The 17,525-nt window shown below is 68.0% G+C and carries 16 protein-coding genes, 1 tRNA gene and 1 pseudogene; 10 read left to right on the top strand and 8 right to left on the bottom strand.

Annotated elements, in window-relative coordinates; genetic code table 11:
* The first annotated feature begins 148 nt into the window (after positions 1 to 148).
* The 5 genes from ACZ5QD_RS01150 to ACZ5QD_RS01170 all read left to right on the top strand — a co-directional run bounded on the left by ACZ5QD_RS01150 (position 149) and on the right by ACZ5QD_RS01170 (position 5,749).
* Positions 149 to 1,168, top strand: coding sequence for an iron-siderophore ABC transporter substrate-binding protein (locus ACZ5QD_RS01150; protein WP_464367250.1), 1,020 nt, complete (start codon positions 149 to 151; stop codon positions 1,166 to 1,168).
* 62 nt (positions 1,169 to 1,230) lie between these two features.
* The gene (locus ACZ5QD_RS01155) at positions 1,231 to 2,214 is read left to right on the top strand and encodes a FecCD family ABC transporter permease (protein ID WP_464367042.1); all 984 of its coding nucleotides are present in this window, start codon (positions 1,231 to 1,233) and stop codon (positions 2,212 to 2,214) included.
* Positions 2,211 to 3,254 carry a FecCD family ABC transporter permease gene (locus ACZ5QD_RS01160; protein WP_464367043.1) on the top strand — a complete coding sequence of 348 codons (1,044 nt, stop codon included), beginning with the start codon at positions 2,211 to 2,213 and terminating at the stop codon, positions 3,252 to 3,254. Before ACZ5QD_RS01155 ends, ACZ5QD_RS01160 begins: the two co-directional genes overlap by 4 nt.
* 23 nt (positions 3,255 to 3,277) lie before the next feature.
* Complete coding sequence (locus ACZ5QD_RS01165) at positions 3,278 to 4,252, top strand: siderophore-interacting protein (RefSeq protein ID WP_464367044.1); 975 nt, start codon at positions 3,278 to 3,280, stop codon at positions 4,250 to 4,252.
* Positions 4,253 to 4,342: 90 nt separating this feature from the next.
* Entirely contained in the window at positions 4,343 to 5,749 is a 1,407-nt protein-coding gene (locus tag ACZ5QD_RS01170) for a class II fumarate hydratase (protein ID WP_464367045.1), read from the top strand.
* Between the two features lie 32 nt (positions 5,750 to 5,781).
* On the opposite strand, the gene ACZ5QD_RS01175 is transcribed toward ACZ5QD_RS01170, so the two are convergent.
* From ACZ5QD_RS01175 to ACZ5QD_RS01195, 5 genes are all read right to left on the bottom strand, one after another.
* Positions 5,782 to 7,482, bottom strand: a complete 1,701-nt coding sequence (locus ACZ5QD_RS01175; RefSeq protein WP_433820544.1) for a fumarate hydratase — start codon at positions 7,480 to 7,482, stop codon at positions 5,782 to 5,784.
* Between the two features lie 100 nt (positions 7,483 to 7,582).
* Positions 7,583 to 8,434: a patatin-like phospholipase family protein gene (locus ACZ5QD_RS01180; RefSeq protein ID WP_464367046.1), complete on the bottom strand. Its 852-nt coding sequence runs from the start codon at positions 8,432 to 8,434 to the stop codon at positions 7,583 to 7,585.
* Positions 8,435 to 8,487: 53 nt separating this feature from the next.
* A complete protein-coding gene (locus ACZ5QD_RS01185) occupies positions 8,488 to 9,018 on the bottom strand; it encodes a DinB family protein (protein ID WP_006897535.1) in 531 nt (176 codons plus the stop codon).
* 96 nt (positions 9,019 to 9,114) lie between these two features.
* Positions 9,115 to 9,528, bottom strand: coding sequence for a hypothetical protein (locus tag ACZ5QD_RS01190; protein WP_051999673.1), 414 nt, complete (start codon positions 9,526 to 9,528; stop codon positions 9,115 to 9,117).
* Positions 9,495 to 9,905 carry a hypothetical protein gene (locus tag ACZ5QD_RS01195; RefSeq protein ID WP_006897533.1) on the bottom strand — a complete coding sequence of 137 codons (411 nt, stop codon included), beginning with the start codon at positions 9,903 to 9,905 and terminating at the stop codon, positions 9,495 to 9,497. The genes ACZ5QD_RS01190 and ACZ5QD_RS01195 overlap by 34 nt, the downstream gene beginning before the upstream one ends.
* 102 nt (positions 9,906 to 10,007) lie before the next feature.
* Between ACZ5QD_RS01195 and ACZ5QD_RS01200 the strand changes: the two genes are divergently transcribed.
* A complete protein-coding gene (locus ACZ5QD_RS01200; protein ID WP_222111289.1) occupies positions 10,008 to 11,276 on the top strand; it encodes a competence/damage-inducible protein A in 1,269 nt (422 codons plus the stop codon).
* 33 nt (positions 11,277 to 11,309) lie between these two features.
* On the opposite strand, the gene ACZ5QD_RS01205 is transcribed toward ACZ5QD_RS01200, so the two are convergent.
* Both ACZ5QD_RS01205 and ACZ5QD_RS01210 read right to left on the bottom strand, forming a co-directional pair.
* Entirely contained in the window at positions 11,310 to 11,912 is a 603-nt protein-coding gene (locus ACZ5QD_RS01205; RefSeq protein ID WP_222111288.1) for a DUF998 domain-containing protein, read from the bottom strand.
* 43 nt (positions 11,913 to 11,955) lie between these two features.
* The gene (locus tag ACZ5QD_RS01210) at positions 11,956 to 13,554 is read right to left on the bottom strand and encodes an FUSC family protein (protein ID WP_222111287.1); all 1,599 of its coding nucleotides are present in this window, start codon (positions 13,552 to 13,554) and stop codon (positions 11,956 to 11,958) included.
* Between the two features lie 99 nt (positions 13,555 to 13,653).
* Here ACZ5QD_RS01210 and ACZ5QD_RS01215 point away from each other — a divergent pair, with 99 nt between their 5' ends.
* Positions 13,654 to 14,799, top strand: a complete 1,146-nt coding sequence (locus ACZ5QD_RS01215; protein WP_222111286.1) for a lactonase family protein — start codon at positions 13,654 to 13,656, stop codon at positions 14,797 to 14,799.
* Between the two features lie 144 nt (positions 14,800 to 14,943).
* Here the strand turns inward: ACZ5QD_RS01215 and ACZ5QD_RS01220 are convergent.
* Positions 14,944 to 15,016: transfer RNA gene (locus ACZ5QD_RS01220), tRNA-Leu, on the bottom strand.
* A gap of 112 nt (positions 15,017 to 15,128) precedes the next feature.
* Between ACZ5QD_RS01220 and ACZ5QD_RS01225 the strand changes: the two genes are divergently transcribed.
* The 3 genes and pseudogenes from ACZ5QD_RS01225 to ACZ5QD_RS01235 all read left to right on the top strand — a co-directional run.
* The gene (locus tag ACZ5QD_RS01225) at positions 15,129 to 15,821 is read left to right on the top strand and encodes a TetR/AcrR family transcriptional regulator (RefSeq protein WP_260868606.1); all 693 of its coding nucleotides are present in this window, start codon (positions 15,129 to 15,131) and stop codon (positions 15,819 to 15,821) included.
* 2 nt (positions 15,822 to 15,823) lie between these two features.
* On the top strand, positions 15,824 to 16,678 hold the full coding sequence (locus ACZ5QD_RS01230; RefSeq protein WP_222111285.1) for a 3-hydroxyacyl-CoA dehydrogenase: 855 nt from the start codon (positions 15,824 to 15,826) through the stop codon (positions 16,676 to 16,678).
* Positions 16,679 to 16,896: 218 nt separating this feature from the next.
* Positions 16,897 to 17,478 (top strand): annotated as a pseudogene (locus ACZ5QD_RS01235) (MFS transporter); the annotation flags it as partial.
* Between the last annotated feature and the right edge of the window lie 47 nt (positions 17,479 to 17,525).

Genomic DNA, 17,525 nt, shown 5'->3' on the forward strand with positions numbered 1-17,525 from the left:
ACATGCGAACTGACGGGGCGTTCGGATGGACCTTAACCCGAGTGTCGCGGGCCACGGGCCTGTTCTGAGCCAACGACCGGAGCTGTTACATTAGGGAAGCCTATCCAAGTATAGGCTGACCTAATTCGACAATTCGGAAGTGCTGCTGATGTCACCTCGCCGACTGCTCGGCCTCGTTCTCGCGACCGCCCTCACCGTCTCGCTGGCGGCCTGTTCTTCCTCCGGCGACGGGGCGGGATCATCGGGTGCCGGGGGCGCAGGATTCCCGGTGACGGTGGAGCACGTGTACGGAACCACGACCATCGAGAGCAAGCCGGAGCGTGTGGCGACCGTCGCGTGGGCCAATCACGAGGTGCCGTTGGCGCTGGGCGTGGTCCCGGTAGGCATGAGCAAGGCGGCGTGGGGCGACGAGAACGGCAACGGTGTGCTGCCGTGGGTGGAGGACGAACTCAAGCGACTCGGTGCACCGACGCCGGAATTGTTCGACGAAACCGACGGCATCGACTACGAGGCGGTCGCCGACACGCGGCCCGACGTCATCCTCGCCTCGTACTCGGGGCTCTCGAAGGAGGAGTACGACAAGCTCTCGAAGATCGCACCCGTGGTGGCCTACCCGAAGACCGCGTGGGGCACGTCCTGGCAGGACATGGTCCGCATGAACTCCAAAGCGATCGGGCTCCAAGCAGAGGGGGATCGGTTGATCGAGAAGCTCACCGGTCAGGTGAACGGCTCCCTCGACAAGCATCCCGAGCTCAAGGGGCGCAAGGTGATGTTCGCGTACCTCGACCCGACCGATCTGAGCAAGATCGGCTTCTACACGACGCACGACACTCGGCAGGGCTTCCTCGACAGCGTCGGAATGGCGCCGCCGGCGGAGGTGGCCGCGAAGAGCGCGGGGACCGACGAGTTCTACGTCGAGGAGAGTGCCGAGCAGGCCGAACGGTTCCGTGACGTCGATTTGGTCGTGACTTACGGCGACGACTCCACGGTCGCGCGGCTGAAGGCCGACCCGTTGCTGTCGAAGATCCCCGCGATCGCTGCCGGGCATGTCGCGATCTTGAAGGACGCGACCCCGCTGGCCGCCATGGCGAATCCGTCGCCGCTGTCGATCCCGTGGGGCATCGACGACTACTTCTCCACTCTGGCCGCGGGGCTGACCGACAAGTGACCGCGGTCGCGCCCACCCGACGGGACACTGTCCCGGACCGATCGGCGGCTCGCGGCGTCGGGGTGCGAATCGGGAGTCTGATCGCGGGCGCGCTCCTCCTCGTCATCCTGTTCGGTGTCTCGGTGGCCTTCGGTGTACGCGCGGTGAGTCCAGCAGAGATCTGGGGCGCGCTCACCGGCGGATCGGACGGCATCGCCGAAGCCGCGGTGCTCAAACGGATTCCGCGCACCGTATTGGCGATGCTGGTCGGCGCGGCCCTCGCTCTCTCGGGCGCGGGTATGCAGGCCGTGACTCGCAATCCGGTGGCCGATCCCGGCATCCTCGGGATCTCCACGGGCGCCTCGCTCGCCGTCGTCACCGGCATCGTGGCCTTCGGGATGTCCGACTCCTACTCGTACATCGCCGTGGCGATCGCGGGAGCGTTCGCCACCGCGGTCTTCGTCTACGCGGTCGGTTCCATGGGGTTCGGCGGTGCGACGCCGCTGAAGCTCGCCCTCTCCGGCGCGGCCACCGCCGCCGCGCTGACCTGCCTCATCAGCGCAGTCCTGCTCCCTCGCGTCGACGTGATGCAGAAGTTCCAGCACTGGCAGGTCGGCGGCGTCGGAGGCGCGGACTGGCACCGCATCGGTGTGGTCGCGCCCTTCCTCGCGGCCGGGGCGATCGTGATGCTCGGATGCGCTCGCGGGATGAATTCGCTGTCACTCGGCGACGATGTCGCGACAGCGTTGGGGGAGAACGTGTTCCGCACACGTCTGGTGACCGGGATCGCGGCGGTCGTGCTCGCGGGTGCGGCCACCGCCATCGCCGGTCCGATCGCATTCGTCGGCCTGCTCGTGCCTCACGCATGCCGCGCGTCAATCGGCGCCGACCACCGGTGGCTGTTGCCCTTCTCCGCACTTGCCGGCGCCGGGCTGCTGGTGCTGTCGGACATCGTCGGCCGGCTCGTGGCCCGACCGAGCGAGGTGGACGTCGGCGTGGTGACGGCGCTCATCGGAGCGCCCGTGTTCATCTGGATAGTTCGTCGTCAGCGGGTGCGTGCGCTGTGACCGCCGCGACGGAATCTCCCGCCTTCGACCTCTTCGCCGGCCGTCGTGCACGGGTTCGGCGCGCCCGGCTCGTGACCGGGGTGTTGGCTCTTACTGTGATCGGGCTGTTGTTCGTCAGTCTGATGGTCGGCAAGACCTTCTATCCGCTCGGCGACGTCCTGCGCGTCCTGGGCGGGCAGACGGTTCCCGGCGCCTCGTTCACCGTCGGCGAGCTGCGACTTCCCCGAGCGGCGACGGCGTTGCTCACCGGCGCCGCCTTCGGTCTGGCCGGGGTGACTTTTCAGTCTCTGCTGCGCAATCCGCTCGCCTCGCCCGACATCATCGGGATCTCCTGGGGTGCGTCGGCGTCGGCGGTCGGCGCGATCGTGGTGTTCGGACTCACCGGACCGGCGGTGTCGGTCGCCGCGCTGGTCGGTGCACTGCTCACCGTGGGGGCGGTGTACGGGTTGTCGATCGCCGGAGGGTTCGCCGGAACACGCCTGATCCTCATCGGCATCGGCGTGGCGGCGATGCTGAGCAGCCTCGTCTCGTACGTGCTGGCCAAGGCGTCGCAGTGGGATGTGGCGGCCGCGTTGCAGTGGCTCACCGGAAGCCTCGCCGACGCCTCCTGGCCGCAACTGGTGCCGCTGGCCGCCGCGATGGCGGTGCTGCTGCCGGCACTCGTCGTCAACTCGCGGAACCTGGTGGTGCTCACCCTGGGTGACGATTCCGCCGCAGGTCTCGGCACGCGCGTCGATGCCGCGCGTCTGGTCTTCATCCTCGGAGCCGTGCTGCTGTTGGCATTCGCAACCGCGGCGGCCGGTCCGATCTCCTTCGTCGCGTTCATGTCCGGTCCCATCGCGGTCCGGCTCGTCGGTCCGGGTTCCTCACCGCTGATCCCGTCGGCGCTGGTGGGGTCCACCCTGGTACTGGCGGGCGACCTGGTTGGCCAATACGCGCTCGGCCACCGCTATCCGGTCGGTGTCGTGACCGGTGTCCTCGGTGCGCCCTTCCTCATCTACCTGCTCATCCGTGTCAACCGCGCCGGCTCGTCGATGTAGCCGACCGCACCGATTGGAGATCCATGCCTGTCACCGAGACCACCCCGCTGCCGCCGCTGTGCGTCACGCGTGCCGCCGTCGGCGCCGTGCAGCGGCTGTCGCCGAACTTCGTCCGTATCACGTTCACCGGGGCCGGCCTCACCGGTTTCGGCAATCCCGGCGCCACATTCGACCAGCGGATGAAGCTGATCTTCCCTCCGGTCGCCGGTGAGCTCCCGGAGTTGTCCGACTCCGACACCTGGTATCAGGACTGGCTGGCGATTCCCGAGGACCGGAGGGGAGCGATGCGCACGTACTCGATCCGTGACCTCCGGATCGACGACGGTGGCGCGACGGAGTTCGACGTCGACTTCGTCCTGCACTTGGCGCCCGACAAGACCGGACCGGCCTCGTCGTGGGCGGCAGCGGCGGCGGTGGGAGACGAGTTGCTGATCGTGGGACCGCGCCGCGGGCGACTCGACGGCGGCGGAGTGGAGTACATGCCGGGCGCGGCCGAACGTGTGCTGCTGGCCGGCGACGAGACGGCCGCGCCCGCGATCGCCCGCATTCTTGAGGACGCGCCCGCTGATCTGGCGGGAGCGGCCTACATCGAGATCCCCGAGCCCGACGACGCGCTGCCGATCGATGCGCCCGAGGGCGTCGCGGTGCACTGGCTCCCGCGCGAGGGAGCGGGACAGGGAGTGCGGCTGCATGCGGCTGTCCTGGGTCATCTGGGTGAGTCCGCGGGCGACCTGGACGGTGCCGTCGACGCACCCGACACGGACGCGCTGGTCTGGGAGACGCCGACCTTCTCCGGACTCGGCGAGGAGATCCATGCCGGTTCGGGCCATGACGGGACGGGCCATGACGGGAGGGCGGCGCAGGCGTACTACTGGATCGCGGGCGAGAGTCGCGTCGTCACCACGCTGCGGCGCAGACTGGTCAAAGACCTGGGGATTCCGCGCGCGCAGGTCGCCTTCATGGGGTACTGGCGCGAGGGAGTGGCGATGAAGGGATGACGGGCGGGACCGCTCGGTCCGCCCGCGGATGGTCGGACAGACGGAACAGGCCAGCGGAACATCGGTCGAGACGGAGAGGTTGAACAGAACATGGCTGAAGACACTGGTGAGTACCGAATCGAACACGACACGATGGGCGAGGTGAAGGTCCCGGCCGATGCGCTGTGGCGTGCGCAGACGCAGCGGGCCGTCGAGAACTTCCCGATCAGCTTCCGCCCGCTGGAACGCACTCAGATCCGTGCGCTCGGACTGTTGAAGGCGGCGACCGCGCAGGTCAACCGTGATCTCGGGCTGCTCGACGAGGCCAAGGCCGATGCGATCATCGCAGCGGCGCGGGAGATCGCCGACGGCCTGCACGACGACCAGTTCCCGATCGACGTCTTCCAGACGGGGTCGGGGACGTCGTCGAACATGAACGCCAACGAGGTGATCGCGTCGATCGCGGCGGCCGGCGGCGTGACCGTGCATCCGAACGACGACGTGAACATGTCGCAGAGTTCCAACGACACCTTCCCGACCGCCACGCACGTGGCGGCCACCGAGGCCGTCGTCCGCACCCTCATTCCGGCGCTGGAGCATCTGCGGGGCGCCCTCGCCGAGAAGTCGGACCAGTGGCGGTCGGTGGTCAAGTCGGGCCGCACACACCTGATGGACGCGGTCCCCGTGACGCTCGGCCAGGAGTTCGGCGGATATGCGCGGCAGGTCGAAGCCGGCGTCGAACGACTCCGATCGACGTTGCCTCGCGTGGGTGAACTCCCGATCGGCGGCACCGCCGTCGGGACCGGGCTCAACGCGCCCGACCGGTTCGGATCGCTCGTGGTGGCCGAACTCGTCCGACTGACGGGTGTCGAGGATCTGCGCCTCGCGCGCGACAACTTCGAGGCTCAAGCCGCACGCGACGGGCTGGTGGAACTGTCGGGACAGCTGAAGACGATCGCCGTGTCGTTGACCAAGATCGCCAACGACGTCCGCTGGATGGGGTCGGGGCCGCTCACGGGGCTCGGCGAGATCGCGTTGCCCGACCTCCAGCCGGGGAGTTCGATCATGCCGGGCAAGGTGAACCCGGTGCTTCCCGAAGCCGTCACACAGGTGGCGGCGCAGGTGATCGGCAACGACGCCGCCGTCACCTGGGGCGGCGGCAATGGCGCCTTCGAGTTGAACGTCTACATCCCGATGATGGCGCGCAATGTCCTCGAATCGGTGACTCTGCTCGCCAACGTCTCCCGACTGTTCGCCGACCGGTGCATCAGCGGGCTGGTGGCACATGAGGATCGCCTGCGGACGCTCGCCGAATCGTCACCGTCGATCGTCACCCCGCTCAACTCCGTGATCGGGTACGAGGAGGCCGCCGCCGTCGCCAAGGAGGCGCTACGCGAAGGAAAGACGATCCGGCAGACGGTGATCGATCGCGGGCTCCTCGGCGACCGGCTGTCGGAGGAGGAACTCGATCGGCGGCTCGACGTCCTCAAGATGGCGAACCTGGAGCGGGAACGGTAGACGTTCCCCGCTCCCGGCGTCACCTGGGCGGCCTACCGCTCCTTCGAGCGGATGCGCACACCGCTCAGCGGCACGCTGACCGTGCCGCCCGGATCGGTGAAGAAGTCGTTGCCCTTGTCGTCGACGACGATGAAGGCGGGGAAGTTCTCGACCTCGATCTTCCACACGGCTTCCATGCCGAGCTCGGGATACTCGATGACCTCTTGACTCTTGATGCAGTCGAGCGCGAGACGAGCGGCGGGGCCGCCGATCGATCCGAGGTAGAAGCCGCCGTGCGTATCGCACGCGGTGGTGACCTGCTTGGACCGGTTGCCCTTGGCGAGCATCACCATCGACCCGCCGGCGGCCTGAAACTGCTCGACGTAGCTGTCCATCCGGCCGGCCGTGGTGGGACCGAACGATCCCGACGCCATGCCCTCCGGGGTCTTGGCCGGACCGGCGTAGTACACCGGGTGGTTCTTCAGGTACTCGGGCATCGGCTCGCCCGCGTCGAGTCGTTCCTTGATCTTGGCGTGCGCGATGTCGCGGGCCACCACCAGCGGACCGGTCAGCGACAGCCGTGTCTTGACCGGGTGCTTGGTGAGCTCGGCCAGGATCTGGTCCATCGGTTGGTTCAGATCGATCTCGACCACCTCGCCGCCCGCGATGTCCTCGGCGACGCCGGCGTCCGGCATGTACTGCGCGGGATCGGTCTCCAACTGCTCCAGAAAGACGCCGTCGGCGGTGATCTTGCCGAGAGCCTGACGGTCGGCGGAGCACGAGACGGCGATCGCGACGGGCAGCGACGCTCCGTGGCGCGGCAGCCGGATCACCCGGACGTCGTGGCAGAAGTACTTGCCGCCGAACTGCGCGCCGATCCCGAACGACTGGGTCAGCTTGAACACCTCCTCCTCGAGTTCCGGGTCGCGGAAGGCGTGCCCGGAGAGGTCGCCCTCGGTGGGCAGGGTGTCGAGGTAGTGCGCGGAGGCGTACTTCGCGGTCTTCAACGCGAACTCTGCGGAGGTGCCGCCGACGACCACCGCGAGGTGGTAGGGCGGGCACGCAGCGGTGCCGAGCGAGCGGATCTTCTCATCGAGGTACTCCAGCAGCCGCTTGGGATTCAGGATCGCCTTGGTCTCCTGGAACAGGAACGACTTATTGGCGCTGCCGCCGCCCTTGGCCATGAAAAGGAACTTGTACTCCGGTCCCTTGGGCCCCTGCTCGGTCGCGTAGATCTCGACCTGAGCCGGGAGGTTGGTGCCGGTGTTGCGCTCCTCGTACATGGTGATCGGAGCGTTCTGCGAGTACCGCAGGTTCAGCTCGGTGTACGCGTCGTAGACGCCGCGCGAGATCCACTCGCCGTCGTCGACGCCGGTCAGCACGCCTTCGGACTTCTTGCCCATCACGATGGCGGTGCCGGTGTCCTGGCACATCGGAAGCACTCCGCCGGCCGAGATGTTCACGTTCTTCAGCAGGTCGAGGGCCACGAAGCGATCGTTGCCCGAGGCCTCGGGATCGTCGATGATCTTCCGCAACTGCCGCAGGTGCGCCGGCCGCAGGTAGTGGCTGATGTCGTGCATCGCCTCGGCGGTCAGTCTCTGGAGCGCTTCGGGTGCCACCTTGAGGAAGGTCTGGCCGTCGACCTCGATGGTCGAGACGCCTTCGGTGGTGACGAGACGGTACGGGGTCTCGTCGGCACCGATCGGCAGCAGGTCGGAGTAGAGGAATTCGGGGGCTGAGGCTGATTCACTCACGACTGGCATCGTAGCCCGCGCGATGTGCGCGGCTGACCGCCGCCGGGGGTGAGGGCGCCGCCGGCGGGCCGGGCGACCGGTGTGCAGGCGCGAGGTCCGTTCAGTGCCAATGCATGTCGATGTGGTCCGCGGGAGACGCGCGGCGGCCGCCGTCGACCCGGAGAGCGTCGACGGCCGACTCGTAGCCGCGGACGATCAACTCGTCGCCGCGCGAGAAGTCCATCGGGCCGATGTCGAGTGGGCACGGCGGCGGCAGCACGATCAGCTCCGCGTCGCCGGTGTACTCCCGGATGTCCCGAATCAGCCGCTTGTGGATGAGAAGGGTCATCGTGTGGATCAGCGTTCCCGCCACACCCGTGGGAGGTTCGGTCAACGCGCACGGATACCCGCAGGGAAGGACGTAGACGGTGTCCGCCCGTGCGGAGAGCGCCTGCGAGATCGCGGTGTTGTCGGCGACGCCGCCGTCGATCAGCAGCCGGCCGTTCCACTCGACGGGTGGAAGCAGTCCGGGGATCGCGGTGCTGGCCAGGACTGCCTCGGCCACGGGGCCGTGATCGATGTTCACCTCGTCGCCGGTCAGCAGGTCGGTCGCGACCACTGTCAGCCGAATGGCCGCGTCGTCCATCTGCTCGAAGTCGAGATACCGGTCGGTCAGGTTGCGCAGTCCCTGGTCGCCGAAGAGCGCGGGCTGATGCCCGAGGAGACCGCTGACGATGTGCCGTGGACTGGGCGGGAACAGTTGCCACGTGTGCAAGCCGCGCCAGATGTCGCCGAGTTCGTCGACGACGCGTGGACCGAACCCTCGGCCCGCCACGTACGCCGCGTTCAACGCACCCACCGAGGTACCGACCAGGAAATCGGGCTGCACCTGCCGTTCGGCGAGAGCGCGGAGCATACCGATCTGCATCGCCCCGAGGTTCGCGCCGCCGGACAGTACGAAACCCGTGGTCATCGCCCCACCTCCTCGACTCCACGATAGGTCGGGCGGCACGGGAGTGGGTGCGATCACTCGCGCGCGGGAAGCCCGACGTCGGTGCGGTGGTGTTCGAGTTCGTGCAGGACGTACATCGCGAAGGTCTCCACCGTGAACACGGTGCCGTCTCCGCGCAGTCCCTCGCGCGACCAATCGTCCTCTCGCACGAGCCGGTACATCTCGGCGAAGCCCGCCACCGCCGCGGTGAGTTGGCTGCTCACCGCGTCGGGACTCTGCGACCCGTAGTCGGCTTCCACCGCCGCGGCGTCCTGATCCCAGTCATCGAAGCAGACCGGCTGCGTGCGCAGCATCTCGTCGAGGCGTTCGGTCATCACGCTTCCGACGTCGCGGACGTGACAGGCGTACTCGAGCGCCGACCACGTGTGGTCGTCGGGCCGCACGCGCACGTCGGCACGAGCCAGAACGGTGTTCCATCCGGTGATCGACGCGGCGATCCGGTCGGCGACGTCCTCCCGCCGGACGGTGGCGGGATCGAATCCGCACGCGGGGCATCGCTGCCTCGTCACCCAGGTCCAATCCTTGCCGTCTGGCTCGAAAGTCATGAAATCAGACTAAGTCCACCGAGGCCGGAGAGGCGCGGCCTCCGACCTCCGTCCGCGTGGCGCCCGAGGCCGGCGGCTCGATCCGCGCTCACCGCGTCAGAGACCGTCGAGGATCTTCAGGCGCAGCCGATCGTGTTCCTCGCGCGAGATCCGCCCGCCGTCGAGCAGCCCGGCGAGTTCGTCGAGTCGCTGCGAAGTCGACCGGCCGTCGGCGGTCGCGGGTCGAGACGCCTCGTGCTCGGTGAGAATCGTCTGGATCTCGGAGCGGACCTCGGGATGGCTCCGGATGTCGAGCGTGGGGCCGAGTGCGACGCCGTGTCTGCTGAGCGCGTCGACGATCCGCAGCAGAGGTTCAGCCTGTCCCGTGAGGTCGTGGGTGCGACCGTCGTCCTCCGAGACGAACCGGGCCGGCACCGCACCCGTGTACAGCGCGGTGGCGTGCCAGTCGATCACGACCCGGCCGTCGGCGCCGACAGTCACGCCGACCAGCCCGCGGCCGAGCGAGCCCACCGAAGCGGTCGGTACCACGGTCTTGAGTTCGGTGGTGAACTCGTCGATCCGCGGCCCGCGGATCTCCAGTCGAAGGCCATCACTCGGTGGCCGCCGATCTCGGTGGCGGTGTCGGCGACGTGCGCGATGGTGCCGATGCCGGGGACCCCGGGCTCGTCGAGCTCTTGGACCGGAGGATGCGACCTGTGGAGCTTGAGGGCGATGAAGGTCGCGATGACGACGACGTCGACCAGCCCGATGACGCCGACGATCAGCAGCCACAGCGGCGGGCTCGGGACCACCAGGTAGACGATGATGAAGACAGGGAACACGATGCCGGCGAGGAGGGAGAAGCCGAGAACCCTCGCGAAGGTGCCCAGAAGAGTCGAACCGCGCATGTGCCAACCGTAAACGAGACGAACCGAGTCATCGCAACGGCGTGCTGGTCCGGGAAGCCGGGTTCATGGCCGGGTGTGCACTCGCGACGTAACCTCGTCTGTGTGAGCATTCGCGCAGGAATCGTCGTCACCGGCACCGAAGTCCTCAGCGGCCGAATCACCGACCGGAACGGTCCGTGGGTCTCGCAGCGACTCCTGGAGATCGGAGTCGACGTCGCGCACATCACCGTCTGCGGCGACCGCCCGCGCGATCTCGCCGCGCAACTCCGATTCCTCTCCGATGAGCGCGTCGATCTGATCGTCACCACCGGCGGGCTCGGACCCACCGCCGACGATCTCACCGTGGCCGCGGTCGCGGATTTCACCGGCCGCGACCTCGTCGCCGATCCGGTGATGCGACAGACCATCGAGTCGGTGATCCGCGGCTGGCGCAAGTACGACGACGTGCTCCCCGACGCAGTGGTGGCGGCGATCGACAAGCAGGCGCTGATCCCGGCGGGCGCGGAGGCGATTGCGCCTGTCGGCACCGCGCCGGGTGTGGCGGTGGCCGCCACCGACGACGTTCCGGCGATCCTTGTCCTGCCCGGCCCGCCGCACGAGGTGCACGGGATGTGGCCGGCAGCCCTCGCGACCTCCGCCGTCGAGGACGCGATCGCCGGGCGCGACTCGTACGACCAGCACACGATCCTCGCGTACGGGCTGTCGGAGGCGGACCTGGCGGTGTCGTTGCGACGCGCCGAGGGAGTGGTCGAAGGCTTCGACGAGCTCGAGATCACCACGTGCATGCGAGGCGGCGAACTCGAGATCGTCACCCGCTTCGAATCCAGTGCCGCGCAATCGTATCGGGATCTGGAAGAACTCATCCTGACCAGGCACGGCGACCGCGTGTTCTCGACCGACGGCGAGCCGATCAACGAGGTTCTCGCGCGGCTGCTCGGGTCACGCACCATCGGTACGGCCGAGTCGTGCACCGGCGGAATGGTGGCGGCGGCGCTCACCGACCGTGCGGGATCCTCGGCCTACATGCTCGGCGGCGTGGTCTCGTACGCGAACGACGTGAAGTCGGGCGTGCTCGGCGTCCCCGAAGACCTCATCGCCGAGCTCGGGGCGGTGAGCGAACCCGTCGCCGCCGCGATGGCCGAGGGCGCGAGGCGCGTCCTGCGCTCCGACATCGCCGTCTCCACCACCGGAATCGCCGGGCCCGGCGGAGAACGTCCCGGAAAGCCGGTCGGGACGGTGTGCTTCGGCCTGGCGATCGACGGTCGCCCGACCGTCACCGTCACGCGGAAGTTCCCAGGCGACCGCGGTGCGGTGCGGCGGCTCGCCACCTCCGCGGCGCTGCACATGGTGGCCGGCGCACTGCGCGAGTAGCGCCGACGAGACCCGCGGCCGGAACCGGCCCAGTCACGCACCCAACAGGGCGATCGCGACCAGAAGGTAGAACAGCGTGACGGCGACCAGGAAGACCCGCTCGGCCGTGCCGAAGAGTCTGCGGCGCAGGGGTGTGATGACCAACGCCGCGATCGCCGCGATCAGGGCGACGAGCGTGACGATGTGAAGGACCTGGCCGGCGACCGCCAGGCTGCCGCCGACCGCGTCGGTCATCCAGCGGGAGAAGTTCCCGGTGAGCGAGTACGCGATGGCGAACCAGGCGATCGCCAGGACGTAGTGGACGATGCCGATACGCGTGATCGTCTGGCCTTCGACGTCGGTCGGGACCAGCGGAAGCACAGTGAAGATCGCCGTGAGAATCAGCAGGAGGACGACCGTCAGACCGCGGTCGGGCCAGTCGGTCAGGCCCCACCACACCGCGCCTGCGAGAGTGAGCCAGCCCAGGGCGGTGGTCCAGGTCATCGCGGCGGAGAGTCGCTTGGTGGGACCGACGGCGTAATCGCTGACCGCGTGCTCGATCGCGTTGTAGGGGCTCGCAACCATGTGCAGCCCGGCGAACATGCCGAGGCGCGCAAGCCACAGAATCACCGAGATGACGGCCAGTACGGAACTCATCTCTGCATTCTTGCGCGTCGGAGCCGACGCCGCTCGCCGAATCTCAGACGGTCGGTTGCCACGACCGCGCGAGCGCGCGGTACCCGCGCTCGGACAACGCGTGTTCCGATGCGCGCAGATCGGCTAGCTGCGGATCGTCGTTGACCGCTCGTTCGACGACGGCGAGCTGCTGAGACAGCTCGTAGTGGAGAGCCACGCGCGCGCGATGGCCGTCGGGCTCGAAGGCCCGGCCGGCACGGTTGACGGCGTCGACGGCGTCGATGGCTCGGGCGGTTCGCCGCGACTGGGTCAGAGCGAGCTTCCTCGGGAACCGGTACGAGGTGAGCCAGGTGACGGCGAGCGCGGCGAGCGCGCCGACGATGGTGTCGAGGAAGCGGTCGGCGGACACGAGTTCGGCTCCGGCACCGGTGACCGACTCGACCATCACCAGTGCCATCGGCGTGATGAAGATGAGGGCGATCGCGTAGTTCAGCGCGAGCAGCGCGTACATGCCGGTCATGCACGCCAGAACGATCACGATCGACCACCACTCGTTCGGGTGCAGCAGCGAGAGCAGGTACGTCGCACCGACGCCGATCAGCGTCCCGACGGTGCGTTGACCGGCTCGCCGGATCGACGTCGCGCGGTGGGACCACTGGTTCAGGATGATGACGCCGGTGAGGATCGCCCAGTACGGGTGTCCGGCGCCGGTGCTGAGCGCTACCAGTCCGCCGAGGGCGGCGACGAAGCCCATTCGCCATGACGTGAACCACTCCACCGAGGTCCAGTGCAACGCGTGGGAGGCGAGGTACGCAGTGGCGGGCCTGCGTTCGACGAGCGCGGCGCGGGGGACGTCGTCGCGCGGCGTCGGGTCCTCCCCGAGACGGGTCAGCATCTGTGAGTACAACGCTGACTGCGCCTCGTACGGTGTGTCCGCGAGTTCGTGGTGCCGTGCGTTGCGGGTCGCCGGCCATGCTGATCGGAGAGTGACGAGGGCGCTGTCGCACGCCGCGAAGGCGGTGTTCCGGATCTGGCGGCGCATCTCGTCCGGGACGTCGTCGGGCAGACCGACGTACGCGGCCACCGCTGCCTTCGCTCGCGCCACCGCACGCTCCTCAGGCCCGTGCGGCTCGAACAGGAGGGGGACGGTGAGCAATGCCGCCGTGATGGTTCCGGCCAGTGCGGTGAGACCGACCAGACTCCAGCCGAGGTGCTGGTCGACACCGAAGAACGCGCCGACGATGCCCGCGTACATCGGCAGCACCGGTGACGGCCCCCGGCCGAGCATGAAGGTGTTGTACAGCATCGAGAAGACCACCACGATGAGTACCGCCGCCGGAACGAAGGCCCAGCGGTGCGGCGCGATCGCCACACCGAAGGACATGGATCCCACGATCAGCGCCGTGACCAGAAGGGTGTTGCGCACCCGGGGCCACAGCGGGCGATCGGTCTCCCAGAACGTGACGAAGGCGCCGAGCATCCCGAAGATGCCGAGTTCAGGGCCGAAGAGCGCACAGCAGATCAGGACTGTCGTCGCGGTGATCGCGGCCTTGACGAGTGCCGGCCGGATGGTGCCCGGGATGTGCTGCACCGCGAAGAGGCCCAGTAACCCGCGGGTCACGCGACGCAGTGCGGGGGAGCGTACGGGACCGTTCTCATTCACACCGTTCGACGTTAGTCGAACGCTCGAGCCGATGATGCGGCGGGAGTGTCCAAGAAATCGAACAGTCGGCAACTCTCATACGGCCCTAAATTGACGTCCATGAGAATCCGTGTAGCACTCGTCACACTGTGCGTCGCCGCCGCATCCCTCGTCGGGAGCGGAAGCGCCGCGGGGCCGTCGATGGCCGATCCGCCCCCGTCGGGCGGCGTCTCCGGGTCGAAGCCGTACAACCTGTACACGCACGGCTTCCTGAGTTCGCCGACCGTGGGCTACCGGGTCACCGACCACGGGCCGGTGCGCAAGATCGGCGGCAACCCCGTCGCGGGAATGGGCTCGTGGCCGAAGACAGCGTCGCCCGACGGCAGGCATCTGCTCGTCGCATCCGGTGTGCCCGCGGTCCTGCGCAACTACGACATCGACAACGTCGGCCGACTGCACCTGCGGCAGGAGACGCCGCTACCGGACATTCCGGTCGGTCTCGAGTTCACTCCGGACAGTAAGAACTTCTATCTCACGATGGGCGTCGCCAACGCCACGATTCAGCCGTACCGCATGACGGACGACGGCTCGGCGCGGCCGTTGGGCCGGCGGGTTCCGGTGGGGCAGCCGCTCGACGGTCTCACGACGGTGATGGTGACGCCGAACACCCGCCATCTCATCGTCGGCAGCTACCTGCGCCACGAGTTGCTCCGCTTCGACATCAAGGCGGACCGCACCCTCACCCCGGTGCGGCAGCGCGTGCCGACGCAGTCGGGCCCGATCTTCCCGGTCATCACGCCCAATGGCCGGCACGTGTACATCATGAACGAGACCGGCAACAGCGTGTCCGGCTACAACATCCTGGGTGATGGGCGACTGGTGCCGACCGGGCAGGCTCCGATGCCGACGGGTCTGTTCCCGCATGTGGCCAGCGTGACTCCCGACGGCCGATTCATGTACGTCCCGAATCTGGCGTCGACGTTCATCAGCGTGTTCGCGATCAATTCGAACGGCACACTCCGCGCGCTGCCGAATGCGCAGACCGGCACCAGCCCGCTCGGGCCGATGCCCGAGTCCTCCACGCTCTCGCCGAGCGGCAAGGTGCTGTGGACACTCGGCCAGGACATGGCGCGCGGCAACGAGTGCATCATGCAGCGGTTCTTCGTGATGCCCAACGGCACGCTGCGCCACGACCGCTCCACCTATGTGCGAACTGGAACGCTGATCTCCGACGGAAAGATGATCACAATGGCCCCCGGCCGGTAGTCACCCCCGGCCGGTGACCACGGTCGCGGTGGACCGTGGACGCGACGTCGGCGCAGGCGACAGCCTGCGCCGACGTTGTCGTTCGGTCGGCCGGAGGTGTGCGTACTGATCTCTGCAACTGCGGATGTGACCGCGAATATCGGGTGCCCCCACCGGGATTCGAACCCGGACTGAGCGGATTTTAAGTCCGATGCCTCTGCCGTTGGGCTATGGGGGCGCGTGACAAGCATGCCAGGCCGCCGGAGGCCGGGTGTCTGCCGGTCTCCGCCGAACCGGTGGAACCGGACTTCAACCATGGCGCCTGCCGCAGAAACGGAGTACGCTCATTAATGGGCGTGATCGACGATTGCGGGAGGTGGCAGGTGGTCGAGAACGAGACGGCTGCCGGCGGGCGCCGCGACCGCAATATGCGTCAGAAGCGCGACCGTATCTTCCGCGCGGCGACGGAACTGTTCGCCGAGAAGGGATACGACGCCGTCACCACGCGCGAGATCTCCGAACGTGCCGACGTCGCCGCCGGGACCCTGTTCCGGTACGCGTCGTCGAAGGTCGAACTGCTGCTGATGGTCTACAACGAGCAGTTCCGTCGATCACTGGAAACCGGCGTCGAACGTTCCGCCGAGTCGGACGACGTGGTCGACGCGCTGCTCGCGGTGGTCGCGCCCATACTCCGGAGCGCCGCCGTGCGGCCGGAGAACGCGGCCGCCTACCAGCGGGAGTTGGTCTTCGGAACCCGATCCGAACGATATCGAGCAGAGGGCGTCGGCCTGGTTCGACAGACCGAGGCGGCGCTGGCGGACGTGCTCGCCGCGGAGGCGCGCCGACGGGGCGTCGTCACATCCGCGGACGCGGTGCGCGCCGCCGGCCGCTCGGTCTTCGCCGCGGTCCACCTCGACGTCGCGCGCAGCGCCGCGACACTCGACGACCCCGAGTCCGACGCCCCCTCCGACCCCGCCGATCTGCGCAGGCAACTCCGGCAGATCGTCGATGGATTCTTAGCCGATCACGATGAGAGGAACTGACAATGTCCGACATCAAGAAGGTAGTGGTACTGGGAACGGGCGTGCTGGGATCGCAGATCGCGTTCCAGTCGGCCTACAGCGGGTTCGAGGTCACCGCTTACGACATCGACGACGACGCCCTCGCCAAGGCGAAGGAGCGGTTCGCCGGACTGGTCGAGACTTACAAGAACGAGGTGCCGGGCGCCGCGGACGGGAAGGCCGAGGCCGCCCTGGCCCGGCTGGCGTACTCCTCGGATCTGGCAGAGGCCGTCGCCGACGCCGATCTGGTGATCGAAGCCGTTCCCGAGGTGCTCGACCTCAAACGCGACATCTATCAGAAGCTGTCCGCCGTGGCGCCGGAGAAGACCATCTTCGCGACCAACTCGTCGACCTTGCTGCCCAGCGACATCGTGGGGTCCACCGACCGCCCGGACCGGTTCCTGGCATTGCACTTCGCCAACCGCGTGTGGCAGTTCAACACCGCCGAGGTGATGGGCACCGCACAGACCTCGCCGACTGTCTTCGACACGATCGTCGAGTTCGCGGGCGAGATAGGCATGGTGGCCATCCCCATCCACAAGGAGAAGGCCGGCTATGTGCTCAACTCACTGCTCGTTCCCTTCCTCAACGCGGCGCTCGAACTGGCGGCGGGCGACTACGCCGAACCCAAGGACGTCGACAACACCTGGCGGATCGCAACCGGAGCACCGATCGGGCCGTTCCAGATGTACGACGTGATCGGTCTCAACACGCCGTACAACATCATGGCCAACGGTGATGAGCACGCCCAGCAGCTGGCCGCCTGGCTCAAGGAGAACTACATCGACAAGGGCAAGCTGGGGATCGCGGCGGGCGAAGGCTTCTACAAGTACCGGTGACAGGTCCGCACCGGCTCGCGTCGCTTGCCACGGTGGCATCTGCTCTACCGTGAATGTGATCGGATGTGCGCGAGCCGGTGAGGGCGGTGGGCTGTTGTTCCCGCTGATGACGTCGATTCTGGTGGCGGCAGGCGGTGGTCGCGCGATGGGCCGGCTCGTGGCACTGGTGAGTCTGGCCGACCGCGCTCGGCCCGATTCTGGGTCCGGTGATCGGCGGCGTGATCCTGCACTGGCTCGACTGGCAGTGGCTCTTCGTGGTGAACGTCCCGGTCTGTCTGGTCGCGCTGGCGCTCTCGCACCGGATCCCGGACGACCGTGCGCCCGACTCCGACCGCGCCCGTCTCGACGTGATCGGCCTGTGCCTGCTCGCACCCGGTCTGGTCGGAGTGCTCCTCGGTCTCTCGAACACCCACCGCGGTGTGATGCGAACCGACGTCCTGCTCCCGATGCTCGCCGGTGTCGTGCTCCTGGCCGTCTTCGCGTTCCGCTCCGCTCATGCCACTGGAGCCACGCTCGTCGACGTGCGGGTGCTGGCCCGGCGCGCGGTGTCGGCGTCGTCGATCGGGCTGTTCTTCTTCAGCGTGGTCTCGTTCGGTGCGATGCTCGCGCTGCCGTTGTATCTGCAGAGCGAACGTGACGAGTCGGTGCTCATGGCCGCCCTCGTCCTCATTCCGCAGGGAGTGGGTGCCCTGATGTCTCGGTCCCTCGCCGGTGCATTGACCGATCGCATCGGGGCTCGCTGGATCGCTGTTGCGGGCTGCGGCATCGTCGCCGTGGCCACCGTCCCGTTCGCGCTCGCGGACGCCTCGACGAATCTGGTGTGGCTGATGGTCGCGCTCTTCGTTCG

The organism is Gordonia sp. J1A, assembly GCF_055393515.1.